Below are 25,412 nucleotides of genomic sequence, written 5' to 3' on the forward strand. Positions count from 1 at the left end.
ACTAAATATGCCTTAAACGCAAATTAGAAATTAACCATTACAAATAACTGGTAGAAACCCAGTTATTTATTATAGTACTTTAAATACATCATCCATTTTGCTATAAACTAGGAAATGGCCTTCATCTGGATAGAAATGAGTTATAGCACTAGGTAATTTTTCAGACATGTATTTACACTGATTCCCTATACTTCTGTCTTTTCCACCCCAAAAAACATGAACTTCTTTTTGAATGTCATCTAAAGGTATTTTCCAGTTGGCTGTATTTATAATGTCATAAGACATTGTGTTGTGCTTAATAGTAGATTTTTGTCTACATCCATCAGCATAAGCTTCAGCAAGTTTTAGATAAAAGTCGTCTTTTTCTAGAGCTTCTAAATCAGGACCCGTTAACTTTTTCTTACCAAGCATTATAAAATTCACTGGATTTTTTTGAATCATTCTAATTATAAAGTGATTCTGAAAAAATATAATTCGTGGTCTTTTTTGAGCAGTCTTATATAGTTGTTTATTTGCATTCATATCTCCTATAGATTCCTCTACGAACGGACCAACGCTACTAATCAATGCAATATTTTTTAATTTATGAGGTATCTTTTGAGCGCAAATCAAAGTGTAAGGACCGCCGCCTGATACACCTGCAATGGAAACCTCATCAATATCAAGTTGATCTAAGAGTTCTAGAATATCAAGTGGAAAATTTTCAAGAGCTCCATTAAAATTAAAATCTGAATGACCATAACCAGGTCTATCCATAGCTATAATTCTAAATAGATCATTATGAAGCACTCCAGGTACATCTTTCCACATTAATTTTGAAAATGGTGTTCCATGTACTAATAATAGTGGCCTTCCATTTGGATTACCATACTCTTTATATGCCATTTTTCTTCCATCTTTTAATTTAATAACATTATAATCCATAAATTCCTCCCCATATAATAAAGCCATAGTATAAAGGCTATGTTGATTGATTTAATTTTGATTTAAAAGTACAGCCATAGAAATAACAACTGACAGTCCAAACCATAAACTACGTTTCTGCAGAGCTACTCCCAAAGCAGTAAATGAAATTGGTATAAAAAGTGTTAGCAAAATTTTAACTCTTCCCCACTCTCCACTTAAATATATTACTCTATTTATAACTGTATTTTTCTGGTTCTTTATGCTTCTCCATTAATATTTTTCTTATCCATAATTTAAAGCCCTATTTAGACTCACAACTAATAATATACTCCGTATTTTCACTAAGAGGTGGTATCCTAGGATCTTCAATTCTCCAATTGCATTTTATAGCTAGCTCTTTACATGCAAGCTCAAAATGACACATAGCTATACCAATATCTATTCTTTGCATATCAAAACCTATTTTATTTCCACCATAATTAGGTGTGCGTTCAAGATAAAAGTGACAAACGTCTTTATTATCTGAAAGCACAATCCTCCAAGGCTGCTTATTAGAAGCAGATGGCCCTAATCTCACCATTTCAATAGGAGTTTTAAACTTGTCAGCATCCTCCTCCATTAGCTTTTTTTCGAAGCTAGCGTTATAAAAAAGATCATCCCAAGACTTCTTATTATCAGCCTTTATCATCATACGAAGAGTCTTATCAAATAACCTTTTTTTATCTTTTGTATAACCTATTGGTGTTATACAAGGTATTATTTCGTCATCCTTTAAATCTATCTGTTTCTCGAAGGAATTTCTATTAAAGCTTCCACCAAGCCAACATGTGCCTATATTTAATTCTGTCAAGAAAAGGATAAGCTTTTCAAATACATATCCAAATTCAACAAGTGTCTCATTGCTATTTTCCACCATTCCAACTATATATGCCTTTGGATTCTTTATAAACCCATATGTCCCAAGCTTAATACCCTTATCAGACATATTTTTACTCACTTGTACAACTTCAAACTTCATTCTTCTTCCCAAGGGACCTAATAAATTCTCTTCAATACTTAAATACTGATTTATCTTTTCATAATCATCCTTTGTAATAGGTTTATTATCATAGGTTCTAATTGACTTTCTTTTTTTTATGGTCTCAATTATTGATTTTTCAAAATACATTATAACCCCCCTCATCTTTTTAAACCCCTAAGTATATGCTCCATTTTTTTCACAACTGACTCCTTTGCCATATCCTCTCCGCATTCATTCTAATACTATATGATGTGCACATCAGTATTTATTAGGACCTTTGTACTGCCTATATGGTTTATCTTTCCTTGGATTCATAATTCTTATTGCATATGTTGGACAATTATTAATGCATCTTAAACAAACGGTACAGTTGCCATGTGTTTCTACTGCATCACCATTCCCTGGCAGAGCTAAATTCTTAGTAGGACATAGCCTCACGCATTTCCCACACTTTATGCATGCATCCTTATTAATTTTGATGTCATACTTGTGCATCATCCCTTTATTAGATTTCCTTTGAAAACTACCTACGATTGTATTCAATATATCTGAGCCTTCTAGCTTCTTAATTCCTTGTTCAATATTTTCTACAATACGATTTAGCTTAGCATCTGCTTTCACTTTTATTTTACGAATTTTGTCCTCAGAAGGTATCTGAAATCCTGGTATTGGAGTGTCAAAATTACATGCCATATGGACGTTATATCCCCAAGCAAGTTCTAGATTCATCTTATCACAGTACTTTTTTACCATCAGAGCACCATCTCCACTGTAAATAGCTACTGATGTTATACAAAATGAATGCTTCCTTTTACTCATTTTGAACTTAGAAAGCTCCTCAATATATTTTTCGAATATCTCCGGCATATCTGAACCATATATAGGATAAAAAAATCCTATAAGATCTGCTTCTTCAAATAATTTCACCACTTCACTAACAGTATAATCTTCAATCGAAATCATTTTAGCATGATGTTTCTTTGCAGTTAATTTTTCTTGAAACTGTTTGGCAACCCACTTTGTGTTTCCAGTTCCACTAAAATATATACCTACGATTTTCATATTTTCCTCATTTCTAAATAAATTTATATATGTTCATCAATGAATCCTGATACTCTTTCCCTAATCTGGTCAAAGTGTTTTAGTTTAAGGTGTCCTCCACTAGGTAGTGAGAGTAAGACTGCTCCAGGAATTTTATTGGCAACATTTTCTGCATGGTCAAAGGGAACGTTTGTGTCATTAATAGCATGAATTACAAGTGTAGGAACTGTTATTTTTTCTAAATGATAATTGCTTTTCCATATATCAGCATCAGCCCACTCATACACATCTTGAAATAATCCTTTTTTTCTAAGTGAAATGGGGTGCATGCTCTTAAATAATTTTTCTAAGTATTGTTTTTCATAATCAGATAATCCTTTTTGAATTTCTTTTGTCACGCCAATCTTCTCTAAAGCTAAAGATCTGAAATAGCTTGTCACTATCCAATAAATAAAATCATTTTTATATATTGAAAGTGGTCTTTTAGGTAAATACATACTTACACCAGATGTACTTACTAGTGTAGAACACTTTTGGGGATACTTCTGAGCAAATTGGATAGCAGATGGAGCCCCACCAGATGTTCCAATAATCGCTACACGAGGTATATCTAACGCTTCTAGAAGATGTGCATAGGCATCAGCTTGGGTTACTGCTGAACTATCTGTAGCAAGAGGTGTTCTTAGATGTCCAAATCTTGATACACTTATAATTTTATACTTTCTATGTAAATGAGAATAAGCAGTAATCATTCCTTGGTCGAATCCCCCTGCACCTCCATGACTGATCAAGACAGGGTATCCGTCTCCGATAATTTTATATTCAATTTGTCCTGATTTTGTTTGAATTAATTTGCTTTCTCCTTTCAATTCTCTTAGAGATATTCTGATTTCTTTCTTATACCGTAAAAATAATCTAAAAAATATAATTGCTACAATTAGAATTAGCGTTAAAAATATGTAAAACTCATTCATCTCTTATTCTCCTTTCATATCATTTAATGGGTTCTAATACTATTTAATATTAAGTTCTAGTTGATTAATACCATCTTGTGGCGTTTCGAAATGATGGACAACACTTTGGAAGTAATCAAGTCGATTACTAATTGATTATAATCGTGGATGGCATTAGTTTAAACAAAACAATTCCTTTTTATAACAAATGCAGCCTTTACAACTATTTTAGGATGGAATTATCATGAAGAAATATGTATGGAATATCTCTTTGAGATAAAATGTATAAAGCCGTGCAGATATATATTTATTTATATGGAATAGATTAGGATTTAAACCGAAAACAAATCTCCTCTCTGGTAATAATCCAAACAATAATTAGAACCGGAAAAGGAGATTTTTTATTGGTACTTTTCAAAAGGACACCTTGAAAATGCTATCTAGTTTTTCAGTTATGTCTTCAATACTTAGATACTTTTAATTCCTCAGCTAAATATCAATCACCATTCCATCATATGCAAATTGAACATTATCATATTTGTCTTCAAGCTTAGTATAATCATCATAGGATTTACCCCAATCTTCTTCTAAATGTGTCACTATAACTCTTTTTATATTGAATTTTTTCTTTAAATCCATTACTTCTTCCATGCTAAATAAATCTTCTCGTAAAGGGTTATCTTCACTTAATATATAGCCATCTTTCAATGTCTCTCCCACAAAGGTATTCCCAATTATTAATACATCTGCATCCGTAAATATATCTTCATTTGGAAATGGTTTTACATCGCAAGGTGCATAAATCAGCTTCTTGTCTTTACTCTCAAATACAAAAATTGTTGACCTCTCTATTTTAATGAAAGAAATCTCAACTTCATCTATTTTTTGATACTTTTCGGCTTGACGTCTTCTAATTAAATTTCGTGAATTCTCGTAATAGTCCAAGAAGCTTCCATAAATTGATTTAATTGCATTCAGATCCTCCATGACATGTGGCATTGCCACCACATCTATGGGATTGCTGCACTCTCTTCCTTCTGAGACATCAAACCAGTTCAATCTCAAATGTTCAAATACTCTAAAACCCAATGTATGATCTGGATCTAAGTGGCTAAACAAAACTGTATCTATTTTCTGTATGCTGCTATTATTTATTGCGTGCACAATATCTTCTGGAGTATCTATTAATAAATTTATATCATGCAAAAATATAGAGCATCCATATCTTGAATATGGTCTTCCCTTTTCTCTTGCTTCTTGGCAAATCTCACAATTACATAAGGGCTTTGGAAGTGCTACGCAGCCACCACTCCCTATTATTTCAAACTTCATATTAGGTCCTCCTAAAATAGTAACAACTTATTTCTTATCTTTCACTTTAACTATTGAGCCATTCATAGGATTGACTATAAAGGTCTCTCTTTCTTTATTTCTTGTTGTTATAAAGTAATAATAATTATCAAATTCAAGTGGAGTAATACCTTTATCAGAGCTAACTCTTATTCTTTTCACTGGTTCATCGACAATTGTATTGTCAGGATACTCATTTATAATTAAATTTTTAGCCTCATTATAGGTATAGTATGGCAATGCTATGTAGAACAATAGAATAAATAATATATTTACTAGTACTAACTTTGAAATATAACGTTTCTTATTTTCATTCTGTTTAATAAAATTAGACTGTAATATTATTACTGTATATAGTGCAATTATTACCGGTCTGTATACCCCTCCATATACACCATATATAATACTTATCATTATTATATATAAAATAATACCAATTCCGTATTTATAGAAATATTTCATATTTATTCTCCCTGTTGTTCTTACTTTTAGGCCATGATATTATATACTGTATTAACTACTAAAAATCGGAGTGATATAATATGAGGCCATTACTTTTAGCATTTTTGTTCTCTCTTTTATTCTTTTTTCTATCTCTGGCATTTGCTTTTAATGAAACTATGATGCTTCTTCTAATAGGAGTAAGTGTAATTATGTGTGCAGGATGGATTGTTTCAACTATTAATATTTACTGTAACAAAAATCAAAATTCCAACGAAAAGGATGGGTAATTGTAAACGATAAGTATAGCCATTGAAAGTTCTAGCTATTCATCCTTATCTGAAAGCTGAAACACTGCTCCTTCTTTTGCCAAACTCCCAATATGTGTCCCACTTTCAAAAACTAATTTTTCTCCATCAATCTTAAACTTGTATTCTTCACTATCATTCACTCTTAATATTAATTCACCATCTTGAATACTATAGCTACCTCTTGGACGATAGCTAGTTACAATATGCCTATTAAACTCAAATTGGTTATTTTCCTTCAAGATAACCCATGCCAAGCCATTTTCCACCTCAACATACTTACCCACCTTCAGTTCATTGGCATTTTTCTTATTTGAACAACCAAAAGAAAGAATGAGAGATGTAATCATAATCATCATTAATAATCTTTTTTTCATGTTATCCTCCCTTAGGAATGTAATAGATTTTTCGTAATTTATATATATTAACTATGCAAATTTTATAAAATTCCTCTATATATTATTTGGGCTATTTTGTTGATTGCATAAAATTATAATTTTCAAAGCAATTTATGATAGTGCTTTGCTTAAATGCTCATGGCATTTCAGTTCATAAGCAGGAATTTTAAAATGATAACATGGATAATTAAATACTAAATCGATAGCATATATATTCCTTTGATTTAACAAATCCTAACTTTTCTGCTAGTGCTCTTGATGAAAGATTTTTTTCCATGCAATCCCACCATGGCAGTTTCCCTTCCGCCAATACATCTGATATACATCTAAGGGCTAAATTATATCCAACTCCTTGTTTCCGATATTCTTCGTCTGTTTCTATTCCTATTGTTTTAATATTTGATGTAATAAAGGCACTATAACAAACTCCAATTATTTTCTTTCTATGGGCAGCATAGTAACAGTTTCCTTTATCACCTAATTGGTCTACACTACCCCAAAACTCATTTAAGACATTTTCATAATACTTCCAGTTAGTGTATTTGTGATGATTAGCCTCTTTATGGCTTAATGAATATATACTATACTTAAATTCATTTGCCTCTTCTTTTATCTTAATGCTATTATCCCAACGATATATAAACTGTTTCCAACTTCTTAAATCATTATCACCAAAAATACTCTCTATAGTATTCTCCCAACTCTGAGTCGTTCCGGACACTTCAAAATATTCTATATCCATATCTTTTAGAAACCTAGCTATGTAGGCATTCATAAACCTATTAATTTTCTGTAAAAATAACTTGCTTTCATTATCCCCAACGAAATAGAATCCTCTCATCCCTTGATTCCATACTAATGCTGTTTTCGGCTTATCAATATCATCAACAAAAATCACACCTGGATTATTGCCTTCTATTATTGATATAACTTCTGGGTATTTAATACCTTCATTGAGTAGATTAGAAATTTTATAATAATCGCTTTGCAGTATTTTTTCCATTCCCAAGACCCCTTTTCTATGGAAAATTTCATAATAAAAAATTTACTTAATATATATTCATATATTATTCTGGCTAAGATCAGATATCTAATTTTTTTAAAAAGAACTATTCTTTAACCCTTTTATAAATGCCAGAATACTTCACATGCATACCTGCCCATGGCGATATCCCATGTTTATCGCCAATTTCTTCGATTTCAATTGTTTCATTATCTAATATACGAAAAATTAACTTATAATCTTTATATTCTTCATAAGTATAATCTTCAACTTCTTTATCGTCGGCTAACTTGTAAACTGCCTGTTTTTTTATCGGGCTAAAAATTGCTCTGCCTCCAATACCTCCATCGTGATAAATATCATACTCTTTCCCATCATAATCTGTATAACTGCTTATCCAACAAGCATCGAGGGAGTATTTAAATCCAGTTTCATCATAGGTTTCAATATATAAGTCTCCCTTTGACCCTTTTAATTCATTCCCACCTTTATGCCATTTACCATTCCATATAGAGTGCACTTTATTCTGTGCGCCTTTTAATTCTTTCCCTATATTTTGATTAATATGGTCTATTATGTCTTGAATTGTATGTATATTGACATTTTCATTAATTTCTCCCGTTAGCTTTTTATTAGTTATAAAATTTTTATTCTCCTCTTGAAAGTATACATCACAAATCGAGAATGGAACCTCTCCATCTACTCCATTTAAATAATCAGATATTATTATTATTTCTTTGTCATTGTCATTATCTAAATCTTTGAAGGCTACTGCCTTCACTTTATCAAATATCCACCCCATCTGGTCACCATAATGCTTCGGTAAATAGGATACAATATTATTTTTATGGTCAATCAAATAAAACCTAGATGTATTTTTGCCATTCATTTCAACGACACAGGATGTAAATTTCACTTCGCCCCAATTATTAAAATTTGTCCAGAAGGACTGTGATTCGTCAATTTTAATACCTTGGTTTTGTAAATCATCTAAATTAGATAGCATATAACGTTCTAAAGTATTGTTAAAATCTAATTCTTCAAAGCTAAACAAACGCTCTGTATTTACATCAACAAATAGTGGTAATACAGAATTGTTTTCAAATACGACTTCAACATAGTAATATTTTGTTCCATTAATTACTACATCGTTTTTAGAAAAAGCATCCACACTAACCCCGTCTATTCCTACTAATATCTTATTTACCAATTCACTTGCTCTGTTATTACTACCATCAATTACCCTATCATCTTCATTTGATTTATCTTCAGCTTCTACTTTATTTTTGCTCTCTTCTTCAATAACATCTTTCAATACAGTTGATTCTGTTGAGTCTTTTATCATTGAACAAGAAGCAGTAAATAAAATTAATATTGTTATGAATATAAAAATCTTTATTATTCTCATGTGATCCCCCTGACCAACCTATATATTGCTGTATTCCTTATTTGCTAGTTGCAATACTTTTCTCTTTTAGTTCAAACTCTTCTTTGGTTATACCAAATAAAATTTCATCATGATATTTTCCATTACTGTAAATCATTTGACGTCGCCTACCTTCGTTAACACAGCCTAACTTCTTCATCATTTTGGCTGACGCTATATTGCCTTCAAGAACATGACCATAATACTTGTTAAGTCTACGTTCAAAAAAAGCATAACGTAGTACAATCCTCATTGCTGATGTACCATAGCCTTTCCCACGATGGTCACGATCTATCTGCATTCCAATGCTAAATGTCCCGTTTTTTTCATCAATAGAATTTAGATTTATTGCTCCAACATTTTCACCATCATTGTTTTCAATTGTGAACATTAATCTCCCCTTACCAGGTGTAAAGTCTATAAAGTTCTCAACAAACCCTCTTGCCTCTTTCTCAGTTGGAGGTAATTCAACTTCACAGTTAAGAAGACGACGTGCTGATGTGTCAAAACGATTATAGTAATATGCTTCCCAGTCATTATCTTGTATGGACCGTAAACGAACAAGTTCATCTTGCCAAAAATAATTTTCATAATTAATATCTCTCATCAATGCCCCTCCTATTTATCTTCATATATTCACTACATCTTCAAAAGTTATCTTACATTCTAAGTATAGTTTATACCCCTTGGAAAAAATATGCCTAAAATAAATAATGTTAGTTTTTTACATACCTTAACAAAATCTAATGAAAAACTAAATCAATAGTTTGGAACTGTTGATACTTTGATTTAATTGATTTTTTTAATGATCCCAAAGCCTTTTCAGCTACATCTGAGCCTATCGGAAACATTAATCATGCAAATTTTATAAAATTCCTCTAACTATTATTGGTAATATTTAGCTAATTATATTAAAGCATAATTTCTTACAAAAGAAAATCCCTATGACTTATCAATCTTCATAGGAATATCTAGTCAAACCATTATTAATATGTCATGTATCAGAATTGTTGATATTTCATTACACTTTATTTAATCGTTTCTTTTTGAACTCAGCGGTAATCCATATAATAATTGGTATAATCACATGAAATGGAAAAACATAATATATCCATACTTCATTACTCCATTCAAAGTAATACATTATACTATCAAATGATAAATAGGACTGATTGATTACTAGCAGAGAGATAGGAAATACTATAAATCGATAATCTGGACATTTAAATATCTTTTCAATTCCTTTGCAGATAGCTATTAAATATATACTTATTTTTACAAAGCCTCCTAAAATGAATAGAATGGCTGGAATTACCTCCATCCTGTTTAGAACCCTAGAAAAACCTAATCTCGTAGCTAAAGCATAGGTAGGAAAATTTAATCTTGTTATTTCATTTACTCCTAGAACTAAAACGTTAGTTAAGGACGTTATAAACAAGACCATTCCTCCTATCAACAAACCTAAACTATAGACTTTATAGTAATCTTTTTTTCTTCTAAAGCTAGAGAAAATCATAGTTAATGGAAGAACCTGAGCAAATGGAAACGAAAAACTTCCAAAGGCTCCCTTAAAAATTGGTTTTATAGCATTATAAAACACAGGACGAATATTATTTATATCCATCCTAGAACTTAATAGCAATGCAATAATAAGTATAAGAGCGATAGGTAATATAAAAAAAAGTTGTGCCCATCTACCTAAAGTCTCAATTCCTTCTTTTGCTCCCCAAATACATAGAATACCAAGGCATATCATTGGTATAATTAAAGGAGTATTATACAAAGAAACCGTACTAATAAAGTTACCATAATTTCTTAAAATAGCAGCTCCAGTATCTATAAGAAACAAAACATATATTACTTCTATTCCCTTTCCAATAAATTTTCCAAAACAAATTTCAATAACATCATACAAGTTTTTATCGGGAAATATATAATGAATTCTAGCGTATATAAGAATTACAGGAAATGCCATAAATATTGATAAAAGAACAGCCAACCATACATCTCTTTTAGCTTCGAGTCCCATTACGTATATTGAAGAAGAACCTATTATAAACGTAACTATAAGCGCTATACCTTGTTTATTAGAAACAACTTCTTTTTTCACTACTTTACTCCTTCTAATTACTGTAGATTTTAAATAGATTATTATTTTAATATTTAAATTAAATAGTTTATCATTTATTTTACTCAAACTAATTACAATTTATTAGTAGACTTTTGTTAAACTATTCTAATTAAAATAGTTAATTCTTCTACTTTTTTTGCCGAAAAGATATATAACAGAAATTTTATTTATAAATGGGGGATAATCAAGTATGTTTAATTTTTTAAAGAAGTTTAAAAAAGAAAAGGAAGTTGATCCAGAGGTTCTAAGACTTTCAAATCATATTGATACAATTATTACTCAGAATGATATTTATAGGCTCATTGAAGAAGCAAAACGAAATAATTGCACATACTTAGAGTTTGCATTATTTCTAAAAAAAGATGTATCCGATAAGCCAGCTTATACTTACTCTAAGCTGCAAACTACACATCTCGAAAGACACAAAATGTTTTTGAATTATGGCGATGATACGGATGATTCTAATATCACTGACCAAGAAACCTACTTATGCGCGTATACAACTATTAATGTATCGCCTAAAATATTTGAACAACGTTCGGAATGGCCTTCTCAAACTAATTTGTGGAAATCAATTTCCAAGATAATTAATGAAAGATATAAAAATACAGATCTCTTCTTAGAAATGGACTGGGATCTCGATGATGAGTTTGATAATATTGATTATTTATCTAAAGCTTTGGAAATAAAAGATTTGAGATCGACTTTTAACTGTCGTAACAACGGATTATTTTACATTCCTTGTGTATCTATAATTCTTGAAGCTAATGAAAACAATCAATGGTAACAAGAAGTAAAAAAGTCTTTTATAAAGATTCTCAAGGTTGACTTTTTTGAAATACATTACGGAAATTATATTTGTCCACAATTTCAAGAGGTTTATAATTTCCTATGTATTATAAAAAAGTTAACTGTACACATCAGAAACTTTCTCTATAAGACATAGAGCACGATTATAAATTGCAACTTTCATAGTAATTTATAATCATGCTCTTTTTAAATTCTCCTTCCAACACCTATGTCCCTTATTTGTTTTCTGTCATTATTAATCACAACATATATTTCACAAGCAAACATTGATATTTAAATAACAAAATATTAATGATTTGTAACATGTATTTGCTACTTATAAGTTCCCCCCATAGCAATCCACAAGCAAATATCAGGTTTTCACCGACACAACATTGAATTCAAAATAATAAAAACAAGAAATTCGTTAAAATATATTGATAAAAAAATAACAACGTGTTATTATTATCTAGTGTTAATATTTAGCAATTAAATATTAACGCAGAAATATAAAAATCGACTGGAGGGTATAGACATGGAAAAAGTTTTAGCACTATTCAAAGCAATTGATTCATTTGTATGGGGTCCACCATTATTGATTTTATTAGTGGGCACAGGAATATTTTTAACAGTTAGACTAGGATTACTTCAAGTTATAAGATTACCTCTAGCAATCAAATATTTATTTTCGAAGGATGAAGACAGTACTGGAGAAGGTGATGTATCAAGTTTTGCAGCTTTGTGTACTGCTTTGGCGGCTACAATTGGGACAGGAAATATAGTTGGAGTGGCAACGGCTATCAAGCTTGGAGGTCCCGGAGCTTTATTCTGGATGTGGCTTGCGGCATTCTTTGGCATGGCTACTAAATATGCAGAAGGATTATTAGCAGTTAAGTATAGGGTTATAGATGAGAATGGTGAAATGTCAGGTGGACCGATGTATTATATCGAAAAGGGTCTAGGTAATATATGGCTGGCAAAGGCCTTTGCTATATTTGGTATAGGCGTTGCATACTTTGGAATAGGAACATTTCCGCAGGTAAATGCAATTACAAATGCAGCAAAAATCACCTTAAATATCCCTGTTATGGTTAGCTCGATTATCTTAACAATATTAGTAGCATTGGTTACACTTAGAGGAATAAAAAGTATCTCTAGAGTAGCTGAGCTGGCAGTTCCTTTTATGGCTGGTTTCTATATACTAGGATCTTTAATGATACTTTTATATAATGTAAATGTGCTTCCTCAGGCCATTTCTTTAGTTATCAAAAGTGCCTTCACACCAACTGCTGCATCAGGAGGATTTCTTGGTGCAAGTGTTATGTTAGCAATTAGAAGCGGTGTTTCAAGGGGAGTATTTTCTAATGAATCTGGACTTGGAAGTGCACCGATAGCTGCTGCAGCTGCTAGAACAAAGTCTTGTGTAAGACAAGGCTTAGTTTCAATGACTGGTACTTTTTTCGATACAATAATAGTTTGTACAATGACAGGATTAGTTCTTATATTAACTGGTACATGGAATTCAAGCTTAGAAGGTGCCGCTATGACAAATGCAGCCTTTAATTCAGGGTTACCAATACCTTATGTAGGGCAGCTTATCGTTACAATTGGCCTTATGTTCTTTGCCTTTACAACTATTTTAGGATGGAACTATTATGGTGAAAGATGCACAGAGTATCTATTTGGAGTAAAGGGTATAAAACCTTATAGATATATATTTATTGGAATTGTAGCTTTAGGAGCTTTCAATCTTAAATTAGATCTTATATGGATTGTAGCTGATATAGTAAATGGATTAATGGCTATTCCAAACCTTATCGCCATTATTGGATTGAGTGGCATCATAGTATATGAAACTAGAGAGTACTTTGACGAACTTAAGAGCGGAAGAAAACACAATAAAAAAACTGCCTAATATCTAATACGGCAGTGTAGTAAGGGGATGCGTCACAAGAAATCTTTATGACACATCCCCTATTATTAAGATCGTTTATCGTAGAAAAATCTAACTAAGACTTAGGGCTTCCATAATTCCCCTGTTTTTTTATTCTTATATTTTATTTTCACGTTAGGTAATTTTTCAAACACTTCAATATTGTTAACTTCGCTTTGAAATACTTCTATTTCCTCTAAGGATTTTAAATTCTCAATCTTATGGATATCATCTATTGTTGCATTTGAAATTTCTAATTTTTTAAGGTTTATTAGATTCTCTATTCCATCCAAACTGTCTATATTATCATGATTCAGTTTTAATTCCTCAATTGAATCTAAATCTTTGATAATCGATAAATCCTTTAAGTCTACGTTCTGTAATTCTAAAACTCTAAGCTCAGGGAATTGATCGCCCTTAAAATGCATGTTAGATGTATAGTTAATTACATGTATATCTAGTTCCGTTAATGCGGGAAATTCTTCTACTTCTAAAAATTTATCTAAATCTACGTGAAAAATATCAAGACTGTCTAGCTTTGTGAGAGAAGCTAACATCTCAAAATTCTTTATTTTTTTAGCATTGTAGATATATAAACTTGATAAATTACTTAAGTTTTCTATTCCTTCTAAGCTCATCACATCTTCACTGCGTTTTACAAATAAAATTGTTACCTCCTCCAGATTTGATTTCGTTATTTTTCCTTTATATCCCTTTTCTTTGAGCTTTCGTTTAATATTTTTTTCAAGTACTTTATCCTTTATTAATCTATTTTTTGCTTCATGGAAATTAAAAAATAACACTAATGGAATTATTATGGCTATTAATAGGAAAATTAATTTTTGCTTATTGTATCCTCCCTTGCTTTTCTGACTCATTAGATGCCTCCCCCTCATGATGATGTAATCTTTCTTATGATGCAACATATTAATTATACTCCTTATTATATATAGTGCAAAGATATATAAAGATATATATGGTAATTATGTAATTTGCTCATGTGATTAAATATTAATAAAATTTATAATCTTATAATAATCCCTAATGTACATAACAATGTTTAATACACACCAAGTTATTATACCCTTTTGTCGAATAATGCTGTATCATAAAATATAGGATATTGATAATATTCTAACAAACATTAAGTAGGGGGAGTAAAATGTCTAAAAACAAAGTGAATGTCACAAAATTTCTTAGTCTAATTGCACTTCTATGGATTGCATCTGGACATTTCTATCCTATAAAGGTTCCTATAGGGGGAAAAATAGTGGCAATTAATGCCTTTTCTGAATTTTATATGATACCGATATTTGGTATTTGGAGAATTCGTCAAGAAAAAGATAAGTTTCAAAAAAAGCGTTTAAAATGGATGCTGGCTTTATTTGGAATCTACTGGATTGCACTTCCTGTTCTCTTTAGAAAAATTCCGGTAGTTGATGGCTCTACTACATCCTTAACAAGTGCATATCATACCATAGGCTCTATTGCATTCTTTTTATTTTTCATAGCTGTTCTTCTATTTGGAAAAAGAGCCGATTGCGGTTGGAACTGTACCTGCGTTTTTACTAGAGAAACTGTTGGCTTTGCCTTTAGAGATAAAACAAAGAAAGGTAAGTTTTGGTGGCAGCTTCGTCATTTAAAATGGATTATGCTTATTTTGGTATGGTCATTTCTAGTTTATCTAATTATAAATCCGCAGAATGCTAACGCTACTTTTAAAAAGCCTTTATATAAGTTTATTCTCGATATTTATTATGGGACAATCCTACTTATTCCATTAATAGGCCATAGAAATATCTGTCGTTATGCCTGTCCTTGGTCAGCTACTTGGGCTGTACTTAATAAGGTTGGTCCATATAAAATTGTAGCTGATGCTAGTAAATGTATAGACTGTGGTATTTGCGAAAGAGAATGTGATATGGGAATCCCTATACAAAGCATGATACATGAAACGGGTATGATTGATACGGGAGAATGTATGGGATGTGAGCGATGTGTGCGTAAATGTCCTAAAAATGTTTTAACAATTGTAGATTTTAGAGATAAAGTACCTGGTTTCAATATGAGCTATCATCAAAGAGGTATTAGAGTAATATTAGGATTAACCCTAGCTGTTATTCCTTTTGCTTTAAAAAATGCAATTGGATTATCTATAGGAATCGTTGCCTTGTATTTATTTTTATCCGGATTATTTGGACATTCTCTTTTTCCTTATGTCTTTAAGAAAAAGAATTCGTACAAGAAAAAATCAGCATAATAAGTTCAAGTTAAAAAGCATTACAGGGGCTGTCTCATGAAGTAATCTTATGAGTACAATCCCTGTAATATTTCTTGCATTTTAATGATTTTTTAATGCTTCTATTATCTTCTCCGGTGTAAGTGGTAGATCAGACAGATTTGTACCTAAAGCATTATTAACTGCATTGACAACAGCAGCAGCTACAGGAACCGTTGCAATTTCTCCTACACTTTTTGCTCCAAAGGGACCATCATCTCCGCCATCTTCTACCAATAGAACCTTAACATCGGGCATATCTGGTGCATTAATTACATGATATTTTGCGAAACTGTCGTTGATTACTTTTCCATTGTCATCTATTTTAATTTCCTCACATAGTGCATATCCTATACCCAATTGTACTGCTCCCTGAACTTGCCCCTCAACCATTCCACGGTTTATAGCCTTTCCTATATCCTGCACTGCCAGATAATCAGTTACCCTTGCTAATCCCGTTAGTGTATCTACTTCGACCTCTGCAAAATGAGCTCCATAGACTCCTGGATTTGATTTAGATCTATGGGTTTCGGTGGCAATAATATCAGTCTCATGCTTAAATTTAGTAGTAGTTGCAATCTCTCGATAGCTTAACTTACTCTTTTCCTTACCTCTTATCCGCACTTCTCCATTTCCTATCTCTAAATGCTCTTTAGGCCTTTGAAAAATCATCTCTGCTCCTAATAATATCTTTTCTTTTACACTTTCAGCTACCTTTTTGGCACATGCACCGGCTACATACGTTACTCTGCTACCATAGGAACCAAAATCATATGGGGTAGAGTCTGTATCTCCTTCTGAAACGGATATCAAATCCGGAGCTATATCTAAAACTTCTGCAACTATTAGCTTCATAGATGTTACTGTTCCACATCCTACATCGTGTAAACAAGAAATCAAGTTGAAACTACCATCTTCATTCATTTTTAAAGTCATCGAAGTGAAATCAGGAAAGCCGCCGCCATACATACCATTTTTATGGGCTCCGCAGGCTACTCCAATGCCTCTTATATATCGCCTGTTAGTCTTCTTAGCATCTCCCCTGTTCTTCCAATCGAAATGCTCTGCTCCCTTTTCAAGACATTCTATTGCCCTACAGTTTCCAAGTGAAAGATTCGTACTGGTATCGACATCATAGGGATGTACTAGATTTCTTAACCTCAATTCTACAGGATCAATTTTTAACTTCCTTGCAACTTGATCCATATGAATTTCCATAGGAGTGATCATTTCTGGTGACCCCCATCCCCTCATACCTCCTGCCACCGGGGTATTTGTATATACTGCTTTAATTTTATGTTTGTAACGTGATATTCTATACAGTCTAGGTATCTTTTTTAACATTGCATGGATTTGATCGAGGGAGCTGCCAGCATAGGCTCCTGCATCAAGAGTATTATCTACATGACACTCAAGTAACTGCCCGTTTTCACTAAAGCTTGTTCTTATTTTGGTTTCATTAGCAGGTCTTGTCATCGTAGCTATTATACTTTCTTTTCTATCGAATTGTAGTTTTACAGCGCGCTTTGTTTCTTTAGCCATAAATGCTACAAGGGGTTCTAAAATAAATTCTTGTTTAGCTCCAAAGGAGCCACCCATAGGTGGTTTTATTACTCGTACATTATTATATTTTAATTCAAGTAAGTCAGCTACAACAGTTCTAACACCATAGACGCCTTGAGTTGGTGTCCAGATAGTAAGCTTTCCCGTATTATCGAAATCTGCTATATATGCGTGGGTCTCCATGGCAACGTGATGCATCTTTTGTGTTTTAATATAACTCTTAACTTCAATCTTTTCTTCTTCAAACTCCTCATTACTATTTCCAACCTCTAAGTCACACTCACCGACTAAATTACCCCTAGTATGAATATTTGCAGCATCTTCTTTTAAGCTTTCCTTAGTGTTTATCATAATAGGTAATTCTTCATATTCAACCTCTATTAGGTCAATTGCTTTATTTGCAATTTCCAAACTCTCTGCTACAACCGCCGCTACACGATCTCCTACAAATCTGACTTTATCCGTAAGTATAAGTTCGTCTTCGGGGCAGCATCCTTGTTTTGATATAGTCCTATAACGATTGAATGGCTTCCCCGGTGAGTTTAGATGAGTGAATACTTTTACAACACCATCCAGCTCTTCTGCTCTACTTGTATCGATTTTTTTTACTATACCATGGGCAATTGGGCTAAAGAGCAGTTTAGCATGTAGCATATTTGCTCGTTTCATGTCGCCTGCATATATTACCTCGCCTCTAACCTTTTTGTCTGCATCATGTATGGGAAAGCTCTTACCTATATATTTAAATTTATCAACCATTATCCTCACATCCTTGTTTAATCCGGGTTTAATATCCAAAACAACCGATTATAAAAACCTATTCTCTACATGGCTAAAAATCAAGTTCTCCAATCATATCCTTAACTACTTTTAATATCTTTCCTTCACGAACAAGCTCATATATATACTCCATATCAGGATGAAAATGTCTATCCTCGTCTACGGGTTCTACTTTTTCCCTTATTAGATCATATACTGCCTGTGTAACTGTTGAAGATTTAAGAGGTTTTAGGAAATCTAATGCTTGAGCCGCCACCATAAGTTCTATAGCTATTATATATTGAAGTTTCCTTGCTACTTCATATGCTTTTTTAGATGCAAAGTATGCCAAGCTCACTGGATCTTCTTGATTAGCACAGGTTGATATACTATCTATTGTAGAAGGGTGGGATAATACTTTAATCTCTCCTACTAGGCCTGCTGCCGTATATTGAGGTATCATATATCCATTATTCAATCCAGGATTTTTCACTAGAAATGCCGGAAAGTCATTAAGATGTCTATTCACCATTCTGTCAATCCTTCTTTCCGACAATTTTGCAAGTGTAGCCATGGCGATACAAGCACAATCGGCGTGGGAACCTACGTATGATCCATCAAAGTTTCCACCCATCAGACCTACTCCATCATCGCCTTCAGGATATATTATTGGATTATCACTAACAGAATTCATCTCATCGTATATAGATCTTAAACCTTCACGGAGAATCCTCTTTGCTGCTCCGTGCATTTGTGGAGTACATCTTAATACATAGGCATCTTGAACCTTACTATCTATATATTTTTCCGATATTTCACTATCTTTTAATATCTTTAAAATATTTTCTGCAGTCCTTTTCTGTTCAATATGTTTCTTCATACTGTGAAGTCTTTTATCACAGGCTTTAACTGTGGCCTTTAGGGCTTCATATGTAAGGGCTCCAGTAATATCGATGGCTTTAGCTGCATTTACAGCATCATAGATAGCTAGTATCGATAGTCCTGTTGCCGACGTTGTTCCATTTAATAGGCTAAGACCCTCCTTACACTTTAAGCTTATAGCTTCTAGTCCAGCTCTTCTAAGGGCTTCATCTCCGCTAACTAATTCATCTTGGTACCAAGCTTTACCTTCCCCCATTAATACCAGTGTTATCTGACCTTCTACTCCCAAGTACCCTACCGATCCTTCACCTGGCGCATAGGGTGTAACACCATTATTAAGTAAGTTTCTAATCAATTCTATTGTCTCTAGGGATATACCCGAATAGCCTTTGCCTGTATTAAGGAGCATCATTAATTGTATAGCTCTTACAAGTTCTTTTTCCAATGGTCTTCCAACAGAGCAAGCATGGGAACGAACAATATTTTTTTGAAGTGTTTCTGCATCCTCTGGTGATATCACATATCTTACATTTTCTCCAAAGCCTGTTGTAACCCCATATATTCTTCTATTCTCTTCTAAAAATTTTTCTACTAGTTTTCTAGACTTAATAACTCTTTCACAGTATTCGTTGGAAAATTCCAAAGGTGCGCCATATCTTGCAACGGCAACAAATTCTTCAATTGTAATTTCACTTTTCCCCAGTATAACCTTTTCAATATTCTTAGGGTCATTTGTTAATATCGTGCTTTCATTAAATATCATCTAATCCACTCTCCTAGCTCTCTTTATTTGTTTTATATTCATTAAACTAAGAATCCATATTTCAATGGGTCCTTTTCATCTATGACAAAGTTATTGAATCCCGTTATAAATGTTTCACCGGTAAGCCTTGGAATGACAGCGACTAAATCACCAACCTTTTCTTCCTTAATGAGCTCACCTTTAAAAATCGTACCTATTGCGCTTTCATGAACAAATTCCTCATTTAGTTTGAGCTTACCCTTGGCATATAGTCTGGCCATTCTAGCACATGTTCCCGTACCACATGGCGATCGATCTGCTTGTGTGTCTCCAAATACAACAAAATTTTTATAGTTCTCATTAGGTTTTTCAGGTGTTTTACAAAACATTAAATCATTCAAGAATGTAATTTCTTTTTTGGATGGATGCTCTACCTTTATGGACTCATTAGCAGATTTAAGAATTATCATTCCTAATTCAGCCATAGTTCTCATATTTTCTGGAGCTATTTCTAGTCCTAATGGTTCAACATCTACGAATATAAAGAAATTGCCTCCATAACCTATATCAACAGAAATTTCTCCTAGGCCTGGAACTGTAATTTCAACATCTGTCCTATAAAGAAATGATGGAATATTTTCAAAGCTTACACTTGTAGCTTCACCATCCTCTACTGTAACGTAGGCCTTAATCAGTCCAGATGGTGTATCCATTACTACTGTTGTAACAGGTTCTTTTTTTATTACCATCCCCGTTTCTACCATTGCTTTTCCAACTGCTAGGGCACCAGCACCGCACATTGGAGCATATCCCCTAGTATCGATGTAAAACAGTCCAATATGAGCCTCTTTTGTTGTAGGTTCAGTTAAAACAGCTCCCACCATTTCTCGGTGGCCTCTAGGTTCACACATCGTAGCACTTCTCAGATAGTCATAATTTTTTTCCATATACTCCATCTTTTCAAACATGTTATCTCCATGCAGAGTAGGAATTCCACCGGTAATGATTCTAATTGGCTCTCCTGCAGCATGTGTATCAATTATGTTGATTGAATTTGCTAAATTCATACCTTTCCCCTCCTAACTCCTTTAATCATTCCCATGCTATATAAAAGCAATCTTCATACCAAGTTTTTTAATTTGCTCATTCCAAGGCTTAAAACTATTGGAAATACTAATATTTTTATACTATATGTTTCATAGAGATCTTTGAGCCTCTAGATTTTAATTAAGCTAACCTCCTTTGCTTATGTGTTTCTTCCTTTAAATATGCAAAAAAATTTTTCACTAGTCATCGAGGAATCAATTGTATATAGTAAAATGAAAAGTGAAAAAAATCTTTTCACGAAAAAAAAATTTTCACTTTTATAAGCTAAAGCCGGAGGTGTTTTATTTGTCATTTCCTATAGAGTTAATGGACATGCTCTTTGATAATATGAAGCAAGGAATCATTGTCCTGAATGAAAATTTCAAGGTACTATTTTTGAATAGGTTTGTAGATCACGTCCTAGATGTAAAGGTTTATGATGATTTGAATGACACTGCTCCTCAGTTTAATCCTGATTCAAACTCACAAAAGATATCCTATGGTGATAGAATTCTTAATATAGAGTGGAAAAAAGAAACACTGAAGCAAAGCAAAGTATACTTAGGATTTATATCTGACATTACAGATCATGAGCATGAAAAGATCAGGCTATCTTCTCTAGAGGCAATAGTTGATAACATTAGTGAAGGTATAGTTTGTGCTGATACGGATGGTAAAATATTTATCTATAATAAGGCCAGTGAAAATTTAGAAGGACTTTCTCGGAAGGATGTTCTTGGCAGGAAAAATACTGATGTTTACCGCATAACTGATGAAACAAGTGAATTTGTTAAGGTTTTGCAGACTGGAAAACCGCTATTAGGGGTTTATGGTAACTTCCTGACACATAAGGGCAATTATGTTGATATTAGCTGTGACTATTTTCCGATATTTCACAATAAAGGAATTGTTGGCGTTTATGCCTTAACTAGAAGTACAGCAAAAATGCAGGAATTGTTAAATAGGACTATAGAAATACAAGAACAGCTTAAGAGTAATATCACTAAGATTTTGAATCCTAATTGCAAATATAATTTTAAGGATATTATTGGAACTAATAAATTATTTAAACAGGCAGTTGAGGAAGCAAAAAAGGCAGCCAAAAGCGATAGTAGTGTATTGGTTGTAGGAGAGACCGGAACAGGAAAGGAACTCTTTGTCCAAAGTATTCATGAAGAAAGTTTTCGAAGAAATGAACCTTTTGTACCTATAAATTGTGCTGCTATACCTAATGCTTTATTGGAAAGCCTTTTGTTTGGTACTGTAAAGGGGGCGTTTACTGGTGCAGTAGATAGTCCAGGGCTTTTCCAACAGGCTGCAAAGGGTACTCTTTTTCTAGATGAACTGAACTCTATGAGTTTAAACCTTCAAGCAAAGTTGCTGCGAGTATTAGAAGAAAAAAAGCTACGTAAAATCGGAGGAAAGGTTGAAATCCCTATTAACTGTCGTATCATTAGCGCGACTAATCAAGACCCCTTGGAGTGCATTAAACAGAATACACTAAGAAAAGATCTATTTTATCGCCTCGCCACTATTACTGTTGCTATTCCCACATTAAGGAATAGAAAAGAAGATATAGAACCTTTAATAAATCATTTCATAAAAAAATATAATCAAAAATACAATACTTATGTAACTTCAATTTCACCTAATCTGATTGAAACTTTTATAAAATATGATTGGCCTGGGAACGTTAGAGAGCTAGAACATTTAATTGAAAGTGCTATAGTTATGGCAGAAAATGAAAAAATAATAAGCCTCGAGCATCTTCCATCATACTTTTATAAGCAATTTCTCAATGCTAAAAATCCGTTTCCTGCTTCACTATACCAAAAATCAGGTTCACTCTCTGAGGTTCTTCAATATGCTGAAGAGCAAACCATTCTACAGGCTCTATCGGCTTATAGTGGTAACGTCACCAAGGCTGCTGACTCTCTAGGTATAGCTAGGCAAAACCTACATTATCGAATACGTAAATTAGGTATAAATACTGATAGTTTGAAAAAGAGATAGGATTTATTAGATTTTATTGGGATATCCTCATAAGGGAGTCTTATGAGTACAGCCCCGGGGGTGTTTCAGAATGAATGAAGTTCAAGGTTTTGAAATTTCAGCGGTTTGGCTAGTACTAATGTACGTGCCAAGTCGATGAAATTTCAAATAACGCAGAAATTCACCATTCTGAGACCCTCCCTTAAATATCAACATAGGAAACTTCATTACCAGAACATTTTAGAAATTTCTCAAAATCCTTATAGGTTATAGTAAGAGTTACCGTATTTATATTTGGGTGAAAGCTAATATTTTCTGATTTAGCTAGGTCTCTATCTATTAGTACCTCTACGTTTTTTTCATGATTATTCACTAATCCAAAGGGGCTTACTGAGCCGGGCTCAAGTCCTAAATATTTATATAATCTTTCCTTTGAAGCAAAGCTCAGGCTTGTGCTACCTATTTGCTTTGATAACTCTTTTAAGTCCACTTTTTTTTCATCTTCTAGAACAACAAGATAGTTTTTGTTTCCCCTTCTATTTCTAATAAAAAGGTTTTTACACCCTTGTCCAGTTACATGCTTAGCTAATTTTTTAGCTTCTTCAACGGTATAGACTGGAGGATGTTCATGTTTTTCATATTCTATTTCTAACTTTTCTAAGACATCATAGACTTTTTGTTCAGTTTCTATAGACATTCGAATCCACTTCCTTTGCTTAGATTGTAATTAATCGGTTTATATTATATTTTTACCATTATGCTTTATCTTATATAATGATCTATCTGATGATTTTATCAAATTATATATATAGCTAATGATAAATACCTTGACTTGAGATATATACATTCTATATTTATATCCGGATTCCTTTTTTACTTTTTATTTAATAGGGGAAATTTTTTAAGAGGTGATAAGACGTCGTTAGAGTTTTGAAAAGAAAATAAAGAAAAAATCCTATAAGAATATAGGATTATATGGCTAGTCAAAAACTGCATATTAGTCTCACTCATGTAGACCAATATTAAGTGGTTCTCCCGTTTCTGCTAGTGTCTTAATATTTGAAAGCATAAGCCACCAGTTCTGCTTTGTATTTTCATATGATGGATCTTTTTCATCCCACTCATCATGGGTAACTGTTAATTTTATAAAATCGCCTAAATCCTCAAGTTCATAGGTAATGGTGGAAGTAAATTTCTCCACCCCTTCTCTGTATACCGCTCCAACGCTTGAGGTATGAGATAGCTTCTTATTAATTATAGTCTCCTTTATCAGCCCTTGGATATGGAGTGTATTCTCACCATCTCTCCCTGGACCTATATACTCAATAGGCTCTCCCTTTTTAAAGGTTGATTTCACCTTTGCTCCGTAAAATATCTTTGAACTACCTTCTGGAGTCGTTAAGATTGACCATATACTATCTAGGGTCGACGCAATATAAAAGTGGTATTCTAATTTCATGTTTGTCCCCTCCTCTACTATTGATATCTCCATTATATCGATATACAATGGAGGTGTATTGTAGAAACGCGACAGCATAAAAATTGTTGTTACTACAATAATAAGTTAAGATAGATTATTATCTAGGAAGGCAGGGGAACTTTATGAAGCCAAAGTACTTGAATGCTATATTGAAAATAAATGAATTAAATAAGAATACAAGCTTCAATGTATTTACTCCTAGTGATGATTTAAGATCTATCATTGATTTATTTTGGTCTGTAAAGTGGAACCTTCCAAATGGTACTGAGTTCAAACAACAGATAATACCCAATCCCCATATTAATATAGTTAACTATGGTGACGGTACTTTTGTTGAGGGAGTTGTTAAAAAGCTATTTGAATACAATCTACGGGGAAATGGTGAAATCCTAGGTATTAAATTTAGGATAGGTACATTTAATAATTTTACAAATGAGAAGATGAGTACTTTTACCAATAGAAAAATTGGAATAGGAAAAGTACTTAATTCTAAACCTTGGAGTAAGTTAAACAATATTAATAATACTCAGTCAAAGATCGAGCATATTGAAGATATTCTTAGAGGCTACCCGCGTCAAGTAGATGATAAAAGAATTCTGGCCGAAGAAATCGTTAATTTTATTCGTGTAAACAATTACGTTTCATCGGTTGGAATAGTCGCAGACAACTTCGCTATAAGTGTTAGAAGTATACAAAGAATCTTTGATAAATATTTAGGAGTAAATCCTAAATGGGTTATTAGAATGTTTAGGTTACAAGAACTAAAAAAGGAAATCGAATCAAACAATCATCTTGATTGGGCTGATCTTGCTGCAAAGCTAGAATATTCAGATCAATCCCATATGATCAATGACTTTAAATCTATTTTAAATATTACACCAGAAGAATATAATAAGTAAAAACTCAAGGGCATGGAACCCTCTCGTTTTG

The 25,412-nt window shown here is 32.7% G+C and carries 23 protein-coding genes; 6 read left to right on the forward strand and 17 right to left on the reverse strand.

All coding sequences use genetic code 11. The annotated features are described in order from the left end of the window. Positions 1-69: 69 nt before the first annotated feature. From R9X47_RS11350 to R9X47_RS11375, 6 genes are all read right to left on the reverse strand, one after another. The gene (locus R9X47_RS11350; protein ID WP_432666935.1) at positions 70-924 is read right to left on the reverse strand and encodes an alpha/beta fold hydrolase; all 855 of its coding nucleotides are present in this window, start codon (positions 922-924) and stop codon (positions 70-72) included. Positions 925-1,207: 283 nt separating this feature from the next. Beyond that, entirely contained in the window at positions 1,208-2,074 is an 867-nt protein-coding gene (locus tag R9X47_RS11355; protein ID WP_432666936.1) for a nitroreductase family protein, read from the reverse strand. A 111-nt stretch (positions 2,075-2,185) separates the two neighbouring features. Next, the gene (locus R9X47_RS11360) at positions 2,186-2,989 is read right to left on the reverse strand and encodes an EFR1 family ferrodoxin (RefSeq protein WP_432666937.1); all 804 of its coding nucleotides are present in this window, start codon (positions 2,987-2,989) and stop codon (positions 2,186-2,188) included. Between the two features lie 23 nt (positions 2,990-3,012). Next, the gene (locus R9X47_RS11365; RefSeq protein WP_432666938.1) at positions 3,013-3,942 is read right to left on the reverse strand and encodes an alpha/beta fold hydrolase; all 930 of its coding nucleotides are present in this window, start codon (positions 3,940-3,942) and stop codon (positions 3,013-3,015) included. 468 nt (positions 3,943-4,410) lie between these two features. Then, positions 4,411-5,253 carry an MBL fold metallo-hydrolase gene (locus R9X47_RS11370; RefSeq protein ID WP_432666939.1) on the reverse strand — a complete coding sequence of 281 codons (843 nt, stop codon included), beginning with the start codon at positions 5,251-5,253 and terminating at the stop codon, positions 4,411-4,413. Between the two features lie 27 nt (positions 5,254-5,280). After that, positions 5,281-5,733 carry a hypothetical protein gene (locus R9X47_RS11375; RefSeq protein WP_432666940.1) on the reverse strand — a complete coding sequence of 151 codons (453 nt, stop codon included), beginning with the start codon at positions 5,731-5,733 and terminating at the stop codon, positions 5,281-5,283. Positions 5,734-5,813: 80 nt separating this feature from the next. Between R9X47_RS11375 and R9X47_RS11380 the strand changes: the two genes are divergently transcribed. Further along, positions 5,814-6,002 carry a hypothetical protein gene (locus R9X47_RS11380; RefSeq protein WP_432666941.1) on the forward strand — a complete coding sequence of 63 codons (189 nt, stop codon included), beginning with the start codon at positions 5,814-5,816 and terminating at the stop codon, positions 6,000-6,002. Between the two features lie 35 nt (positions 6,003-6,037). Here R9X47_RS11380 and R9X47_RS11385 read toward each other — a convergent pair whose 3' ends face one another. The 5 genes from R9X47_RS11385 to R9X47_RS11405 all read right to left on the reverse strand — a co-directional run bounded on the left by R9X47_RS11385 (position 6,038) and on the right by R9X47_RS11405 (position 10,957). Further along, entirely contained in the window at positions 6,038-6,397 is a 360-nt protein-coding gene (locus R9X47_RS11385; protein WP_432666942.1) for a hypothetical protein, read from the reverse strand. A 208-nt stretch (positions 6,398-6,605) separates the two neighbouring features. Continuing rightward, positions 6,606-7,421, reverse strand: a complete 816-nt coding sequence (locus R9X47_RS11390) for a GNAT family N-acetyltransferase (RefSeq protein WP_432666943.1) — start codon at positions 7,419-7,421, stop codon at positions 6,606-6,608. A gap of 106 nt (positions 7,422-7,527) precedes the next feature. Then, positions 7,528-8,829 (reverse strand): hypothetical protein, encoded by a 1,302-nt coding sequence (locus tag R9X47_RS11395; protein WP_432666944.1) that lies wholly within the window; start codon positions 8,827-8,829, stop codon positions 7,528-7,530. Positions 8,830-8,866: 37 nt separating this feature from the next. Further along, a complete protein-coding gene (locus R9X47_RS11400; RefSeq protein WP_432666945.1) occupies positions 8,867-9,454 on the reverse strand; it encodes a GNAT family N-acetyltransferase in 588 nt (195 codons plus the stop codon). Positions 9,455-9,868: 414 nt separating this feature from the next. After that, complete coding sequence (locus tag R9X47_RS11405; RefSeq protein WP_432666946.1) at positions 9,869-10,957, reverse strand: GerAB/ArcD/ProY family transporter; 1,089 nt, start codon at positions 10,955-10,957, stop codon at positions 9,869-9,871. Between the two features lie 211 nt (positions 10,958-11,168). Between R9X47_RS11405 and R9X47_RS11410 the strand changes: the two genes are divergently transcribed. Next, positions 11,169-11,765, forward strand: a complete 597-nt coding sequence (locus R9X47_RS11410; protein WP_432666947.1) for a hypothetical protein — start codon at positions 11,169-11,171, stop codon at positions 11,763-11,765. Between the two features lie 537 nt (positions 11,766-12,302). Further along, entirely contained in the window at positions 12,303-13,682 is a 1,380-nt protein-coding gene (locus R9X47_RS11415; protein ID WP_432666948.1) for an alanine/glycine:cation symporter family protein, read from the forward strand. A gap of 101 nt (positions 13,683-13,783) precedes the next feature. Here R9X47_RS11415 and R9X47_RS11420 read toward each other — a convergent pair whose 3' ends face one another. Beyond that, positions 13,784-14,578 carry a hypothetical protein gene (locus R9X47_RS11420; protein ID WP_432666949.1) on the reverse strand — a complete coding sequence of 265 codons (795 nt, stop codon included), beginning with the start codon at positions 14,576-14,578 and terminating at the stop codon, positions 13,784-13,786. 284 nt (positions 14,579-14,862) lie between these two features. Here R9X47_RS11420 and R9X47_RS11425 point away from each other — a divergent pair, with 284 nt between their 5' ends. Further along, a complete protein-coding gene (locus R9X47_RS11425; RefSeq protein WP_432666950.1) occupies positions 14,863-15,960 on the forward strand; it encodes a 4Fe-4S binding protein in 1,098 nt (365 codons plus the stop codon). An 81-nt stretch (positions 15,961-16,041) separates the two neighbouring features. Here R9X47_RS11425 and R9X47_RS11430 read toward each other — a convergent pair whose 3' ends face one another. The 3 genes from R9X47_RS11430 to R9X47_RS11440 all read right to left on the reverse strand — a co-directional run bounded on the left by R9X47_RS11430 (position 16,042) and on the right by R9X47_RS11440 (position 20,991). Continuing rightward, positions 16,042-18,300, reverse strand: coding sequence for a xanthine dehydrogenase family protein molybdopterin-binding subunit (locus R9X47_RS11430; protein WP_432666951.1), 2,259 nt, complete (start codon positions 18,298-18,300; stop codon positions 16,042-16,044). Between the two features lie 73 nt (positions 18,301-18,373). Next, on the reverse strand, positions 18,374-19,945 hold the full coding sequence (locus R9X47_RS11435; RefSeq protein ID WP_432666952.1) for an HAL/PAL/TAL family ammonia-lyase: 1,572 nt from the start codon (positions 19,943-19,945) through the stop codon (positions 18,374-18,376). Between the two features lie 41 nt (positions 19,946-19,986). Beyond that, entirely contained in the window at positions 19,987-20,991 is a 1,005-nt protein-coding gene (locus R9X47_RS11440; protein WP_432666953.1) for a proline racemase family protein, read from the reverse strand. Positions 20,992-21,316: 325 nt separating this feature from the next. Here R9X47_RS11440 and R9X47_RS11445 point away from each other — a divergent pair, with 325 nt between their 5' ends. Beyond that, entirely contained in the window at positions 21,317-23,023 is a 1,707-nt protein-coding gene (locus R9X47_RS11445; protein ID WP_432666954.1) for a sigma-54 interaction domain-containing protein, read from the forward strand. 181 nt (positions 23,024-23,204) lie between these two features. Here the strand turns inward: R9X47_RS11445 and R9X47_RS11450 are convergent, their stop codons facing one another. Continuing rightward, entirely contained in the window at positions 23,205-23,699 is a 495-nt protein-coding gene (locus R9X47_RS11450; protein WP_432666955.1) for a prolyl-tRNA synthetase associated domain-containing protein, read from the reverse strand. 306 nt (positions 23,700-24,005) lie between these two features. Continuing rightward, positions 24,006-24,461 (reverse strand): SRPBCC domain-containing protein, encoded by a 456-nt coding sequence (locus R9X47_RS11455; protein ID WP_432666956.1) that lies wholly within the window; start codon positions 24,459-24,461, stop codon positions 24,006-24,008. A gap of 143 nt (positions 24,462-24,604) precedes the next feature. On the opposite strand from R9X47_RS11455, the gene R9X47_RS11460 reads away from it, so the two are divergent. Further along, complete coding sequence (locus R9X47_RS11460; RefSeq protein ID WP_432666957.1) at positions 24,605-25,381, forward strand: DUF6597 domain-containing transcriptional factor; 777 nt, start codon at positions 24,605-24,607, stop codon at positions 25,379-25,381. The last annotated feature ends 31 nt before the right edge of the window (positions 25,382-25,412 follow it).

The sequence above is a fragment of the Wukongibacter baidiensis genome, assembly GCF_050888315.1.
In the GTDB taxonomy this organism is placed as follows: domain Bacteria; phylum Bacillota; class Clostridia; order Peptostreptococcales; family Caminicellaceae; genus Wukongibacter; species Wukongibacter baidiensis.

Coding starts and splice junctions, on each gene's coding strand:
- R9X47_RS11350 (WP_432666935.1), bottom strand. CDS start 924: ATGGATTATAATGTTATTAAATTAAAAGATGGAAGAAAAATGGCATAT.
- R9X47_RS11355 (WP_432666936.1), bottom strand. CDS start 2,074: ATGTATTTTGAAAAATCAATAATTGAGACCATAAAAAAAAGAAAGTCA.
- R9X47_RS11360 (WP_432666937.1), bottom strand. CDS start 2,989: ATGAAAATCGTAGGTATATATTTTAGTGGAACTGGAAACACAAAGTGG.
- R9X47_RS11365 (WP_432666938.1), bottom strand. CDS start 3,942: ATGAATGAGTTTTACATATTTTTAACGCTAATTCTAATTGTAGCAATT.
- R9X47_RS11370 (WP_432666939.1), bottom strand. CDS start 5,253: ATGAAGTTTGAAATAATAGGGAGTGGTGGCTGCGTAGCACTTCCAAAG.
- R9X47_RS11375 (WP_432666940.1), bottom strand. CDS start 5,733: ATGAAATATTTCTATAAATACGGAATTGGTATTATTTTATATATAATA.
- R9X47_RS11380 (WP_432666941.1), top strand. CDS start 5,814: ATGAGGCCATTACTTTTAGCATTTTTGTTCTCTCTTTTATTCTTTTTT.
- R9X47_RS11385 (WP_432666942.1), bottom strand. CDS start 6,397: ATGAAAAAAAGATTATTAATGATGATTATGATTACATCTCTCATTCTT.
- R9X47_RS11390 (WP_432666943.1), bottom strand. CDS start 7,421: ATGGAAAAAATACTGCAAAGCGATTATTATAAAATTTCTAATCTACTC.
- R9X47_RS11395 (WP_432666944.1), bottom strand. CDS start 8,829: ATGAGAATAATAAAGATTTTTATATTCATAACAATATTAATTTTATTT.
- R9X47_RS11400 (WP_432666945.1), bottom strand. CDS start 9,454: ATGAGAGATATTAATTATGAAAATTATTTTTGGCAAGATGAACTTGTT.
- R9X47_RS11410 (WP_432666947.1), top strand. CDS start 11,169: ATGTTTAATTTTTTAAAGAAGTTTAAAAAAGAAAAGGAAGTTGATCCA.
- R9X47_RS11415 (WP_432666948.1), top strand. CDS start 12,303: ATGGAAAAAGTTTTAGCACTATTCAAAGCAATTGATTCATTTGTATGG.
- R9X47_RS11420 (WP_432666949.1), bottom strand. CDS start 14,578: ATGAGTCAGAAAAGCAAGGGAGGATACAATAAGCAAAAATTAATTTTC.
- R9X47_RS11425 (WP_432666950.1), top strand. CDS start 14,863: ATGTCTAAAAACAAAGTGAATGTCACAAAATTTCTTAGTCTAATTGCA.
- R9X47_RS11430 (WP_432666951.1), bottom strand. CDS start 18,300: ATGGTTGATAAATTTAAATATATAGGTAAGAGCTTTCCCATACATGAT.
- R9X47_RS11435 (WP_432666952.1), bottom strand. CDS start 19,945: ATGATATTTAATGAAAGCACGATATTAACAAATGACCCTAAGAATATT.
- R9X47_RS11440 (WP_432666953.1), bottom strand. CDS start 20,991: ATGAATTTAGCAAATTCAATCAACATAATTGATACACATGCTGCAGGA.
- R9X47_RS11450 (WP_432666955.1), bottom strand. CDS start 23,699: ATGTCTATAGAAACTGAACAAAAAGTCTATGATGTCTTAGAAAAGTTA.
- R9X47_RS11455 (WP_432666956.1), bottom strand. CDS start 24,461: ATGAAATTAGAATACCACTTTTATATTGCGTCGACCCTAGATAGTATA.
- R9X47_RS11460 (WP_432666957.1), top strand. CDS start 24,605: ATGAAGCCAAAGTACTTGAATGCTATATTGAAAATAAATGAATTAAAT.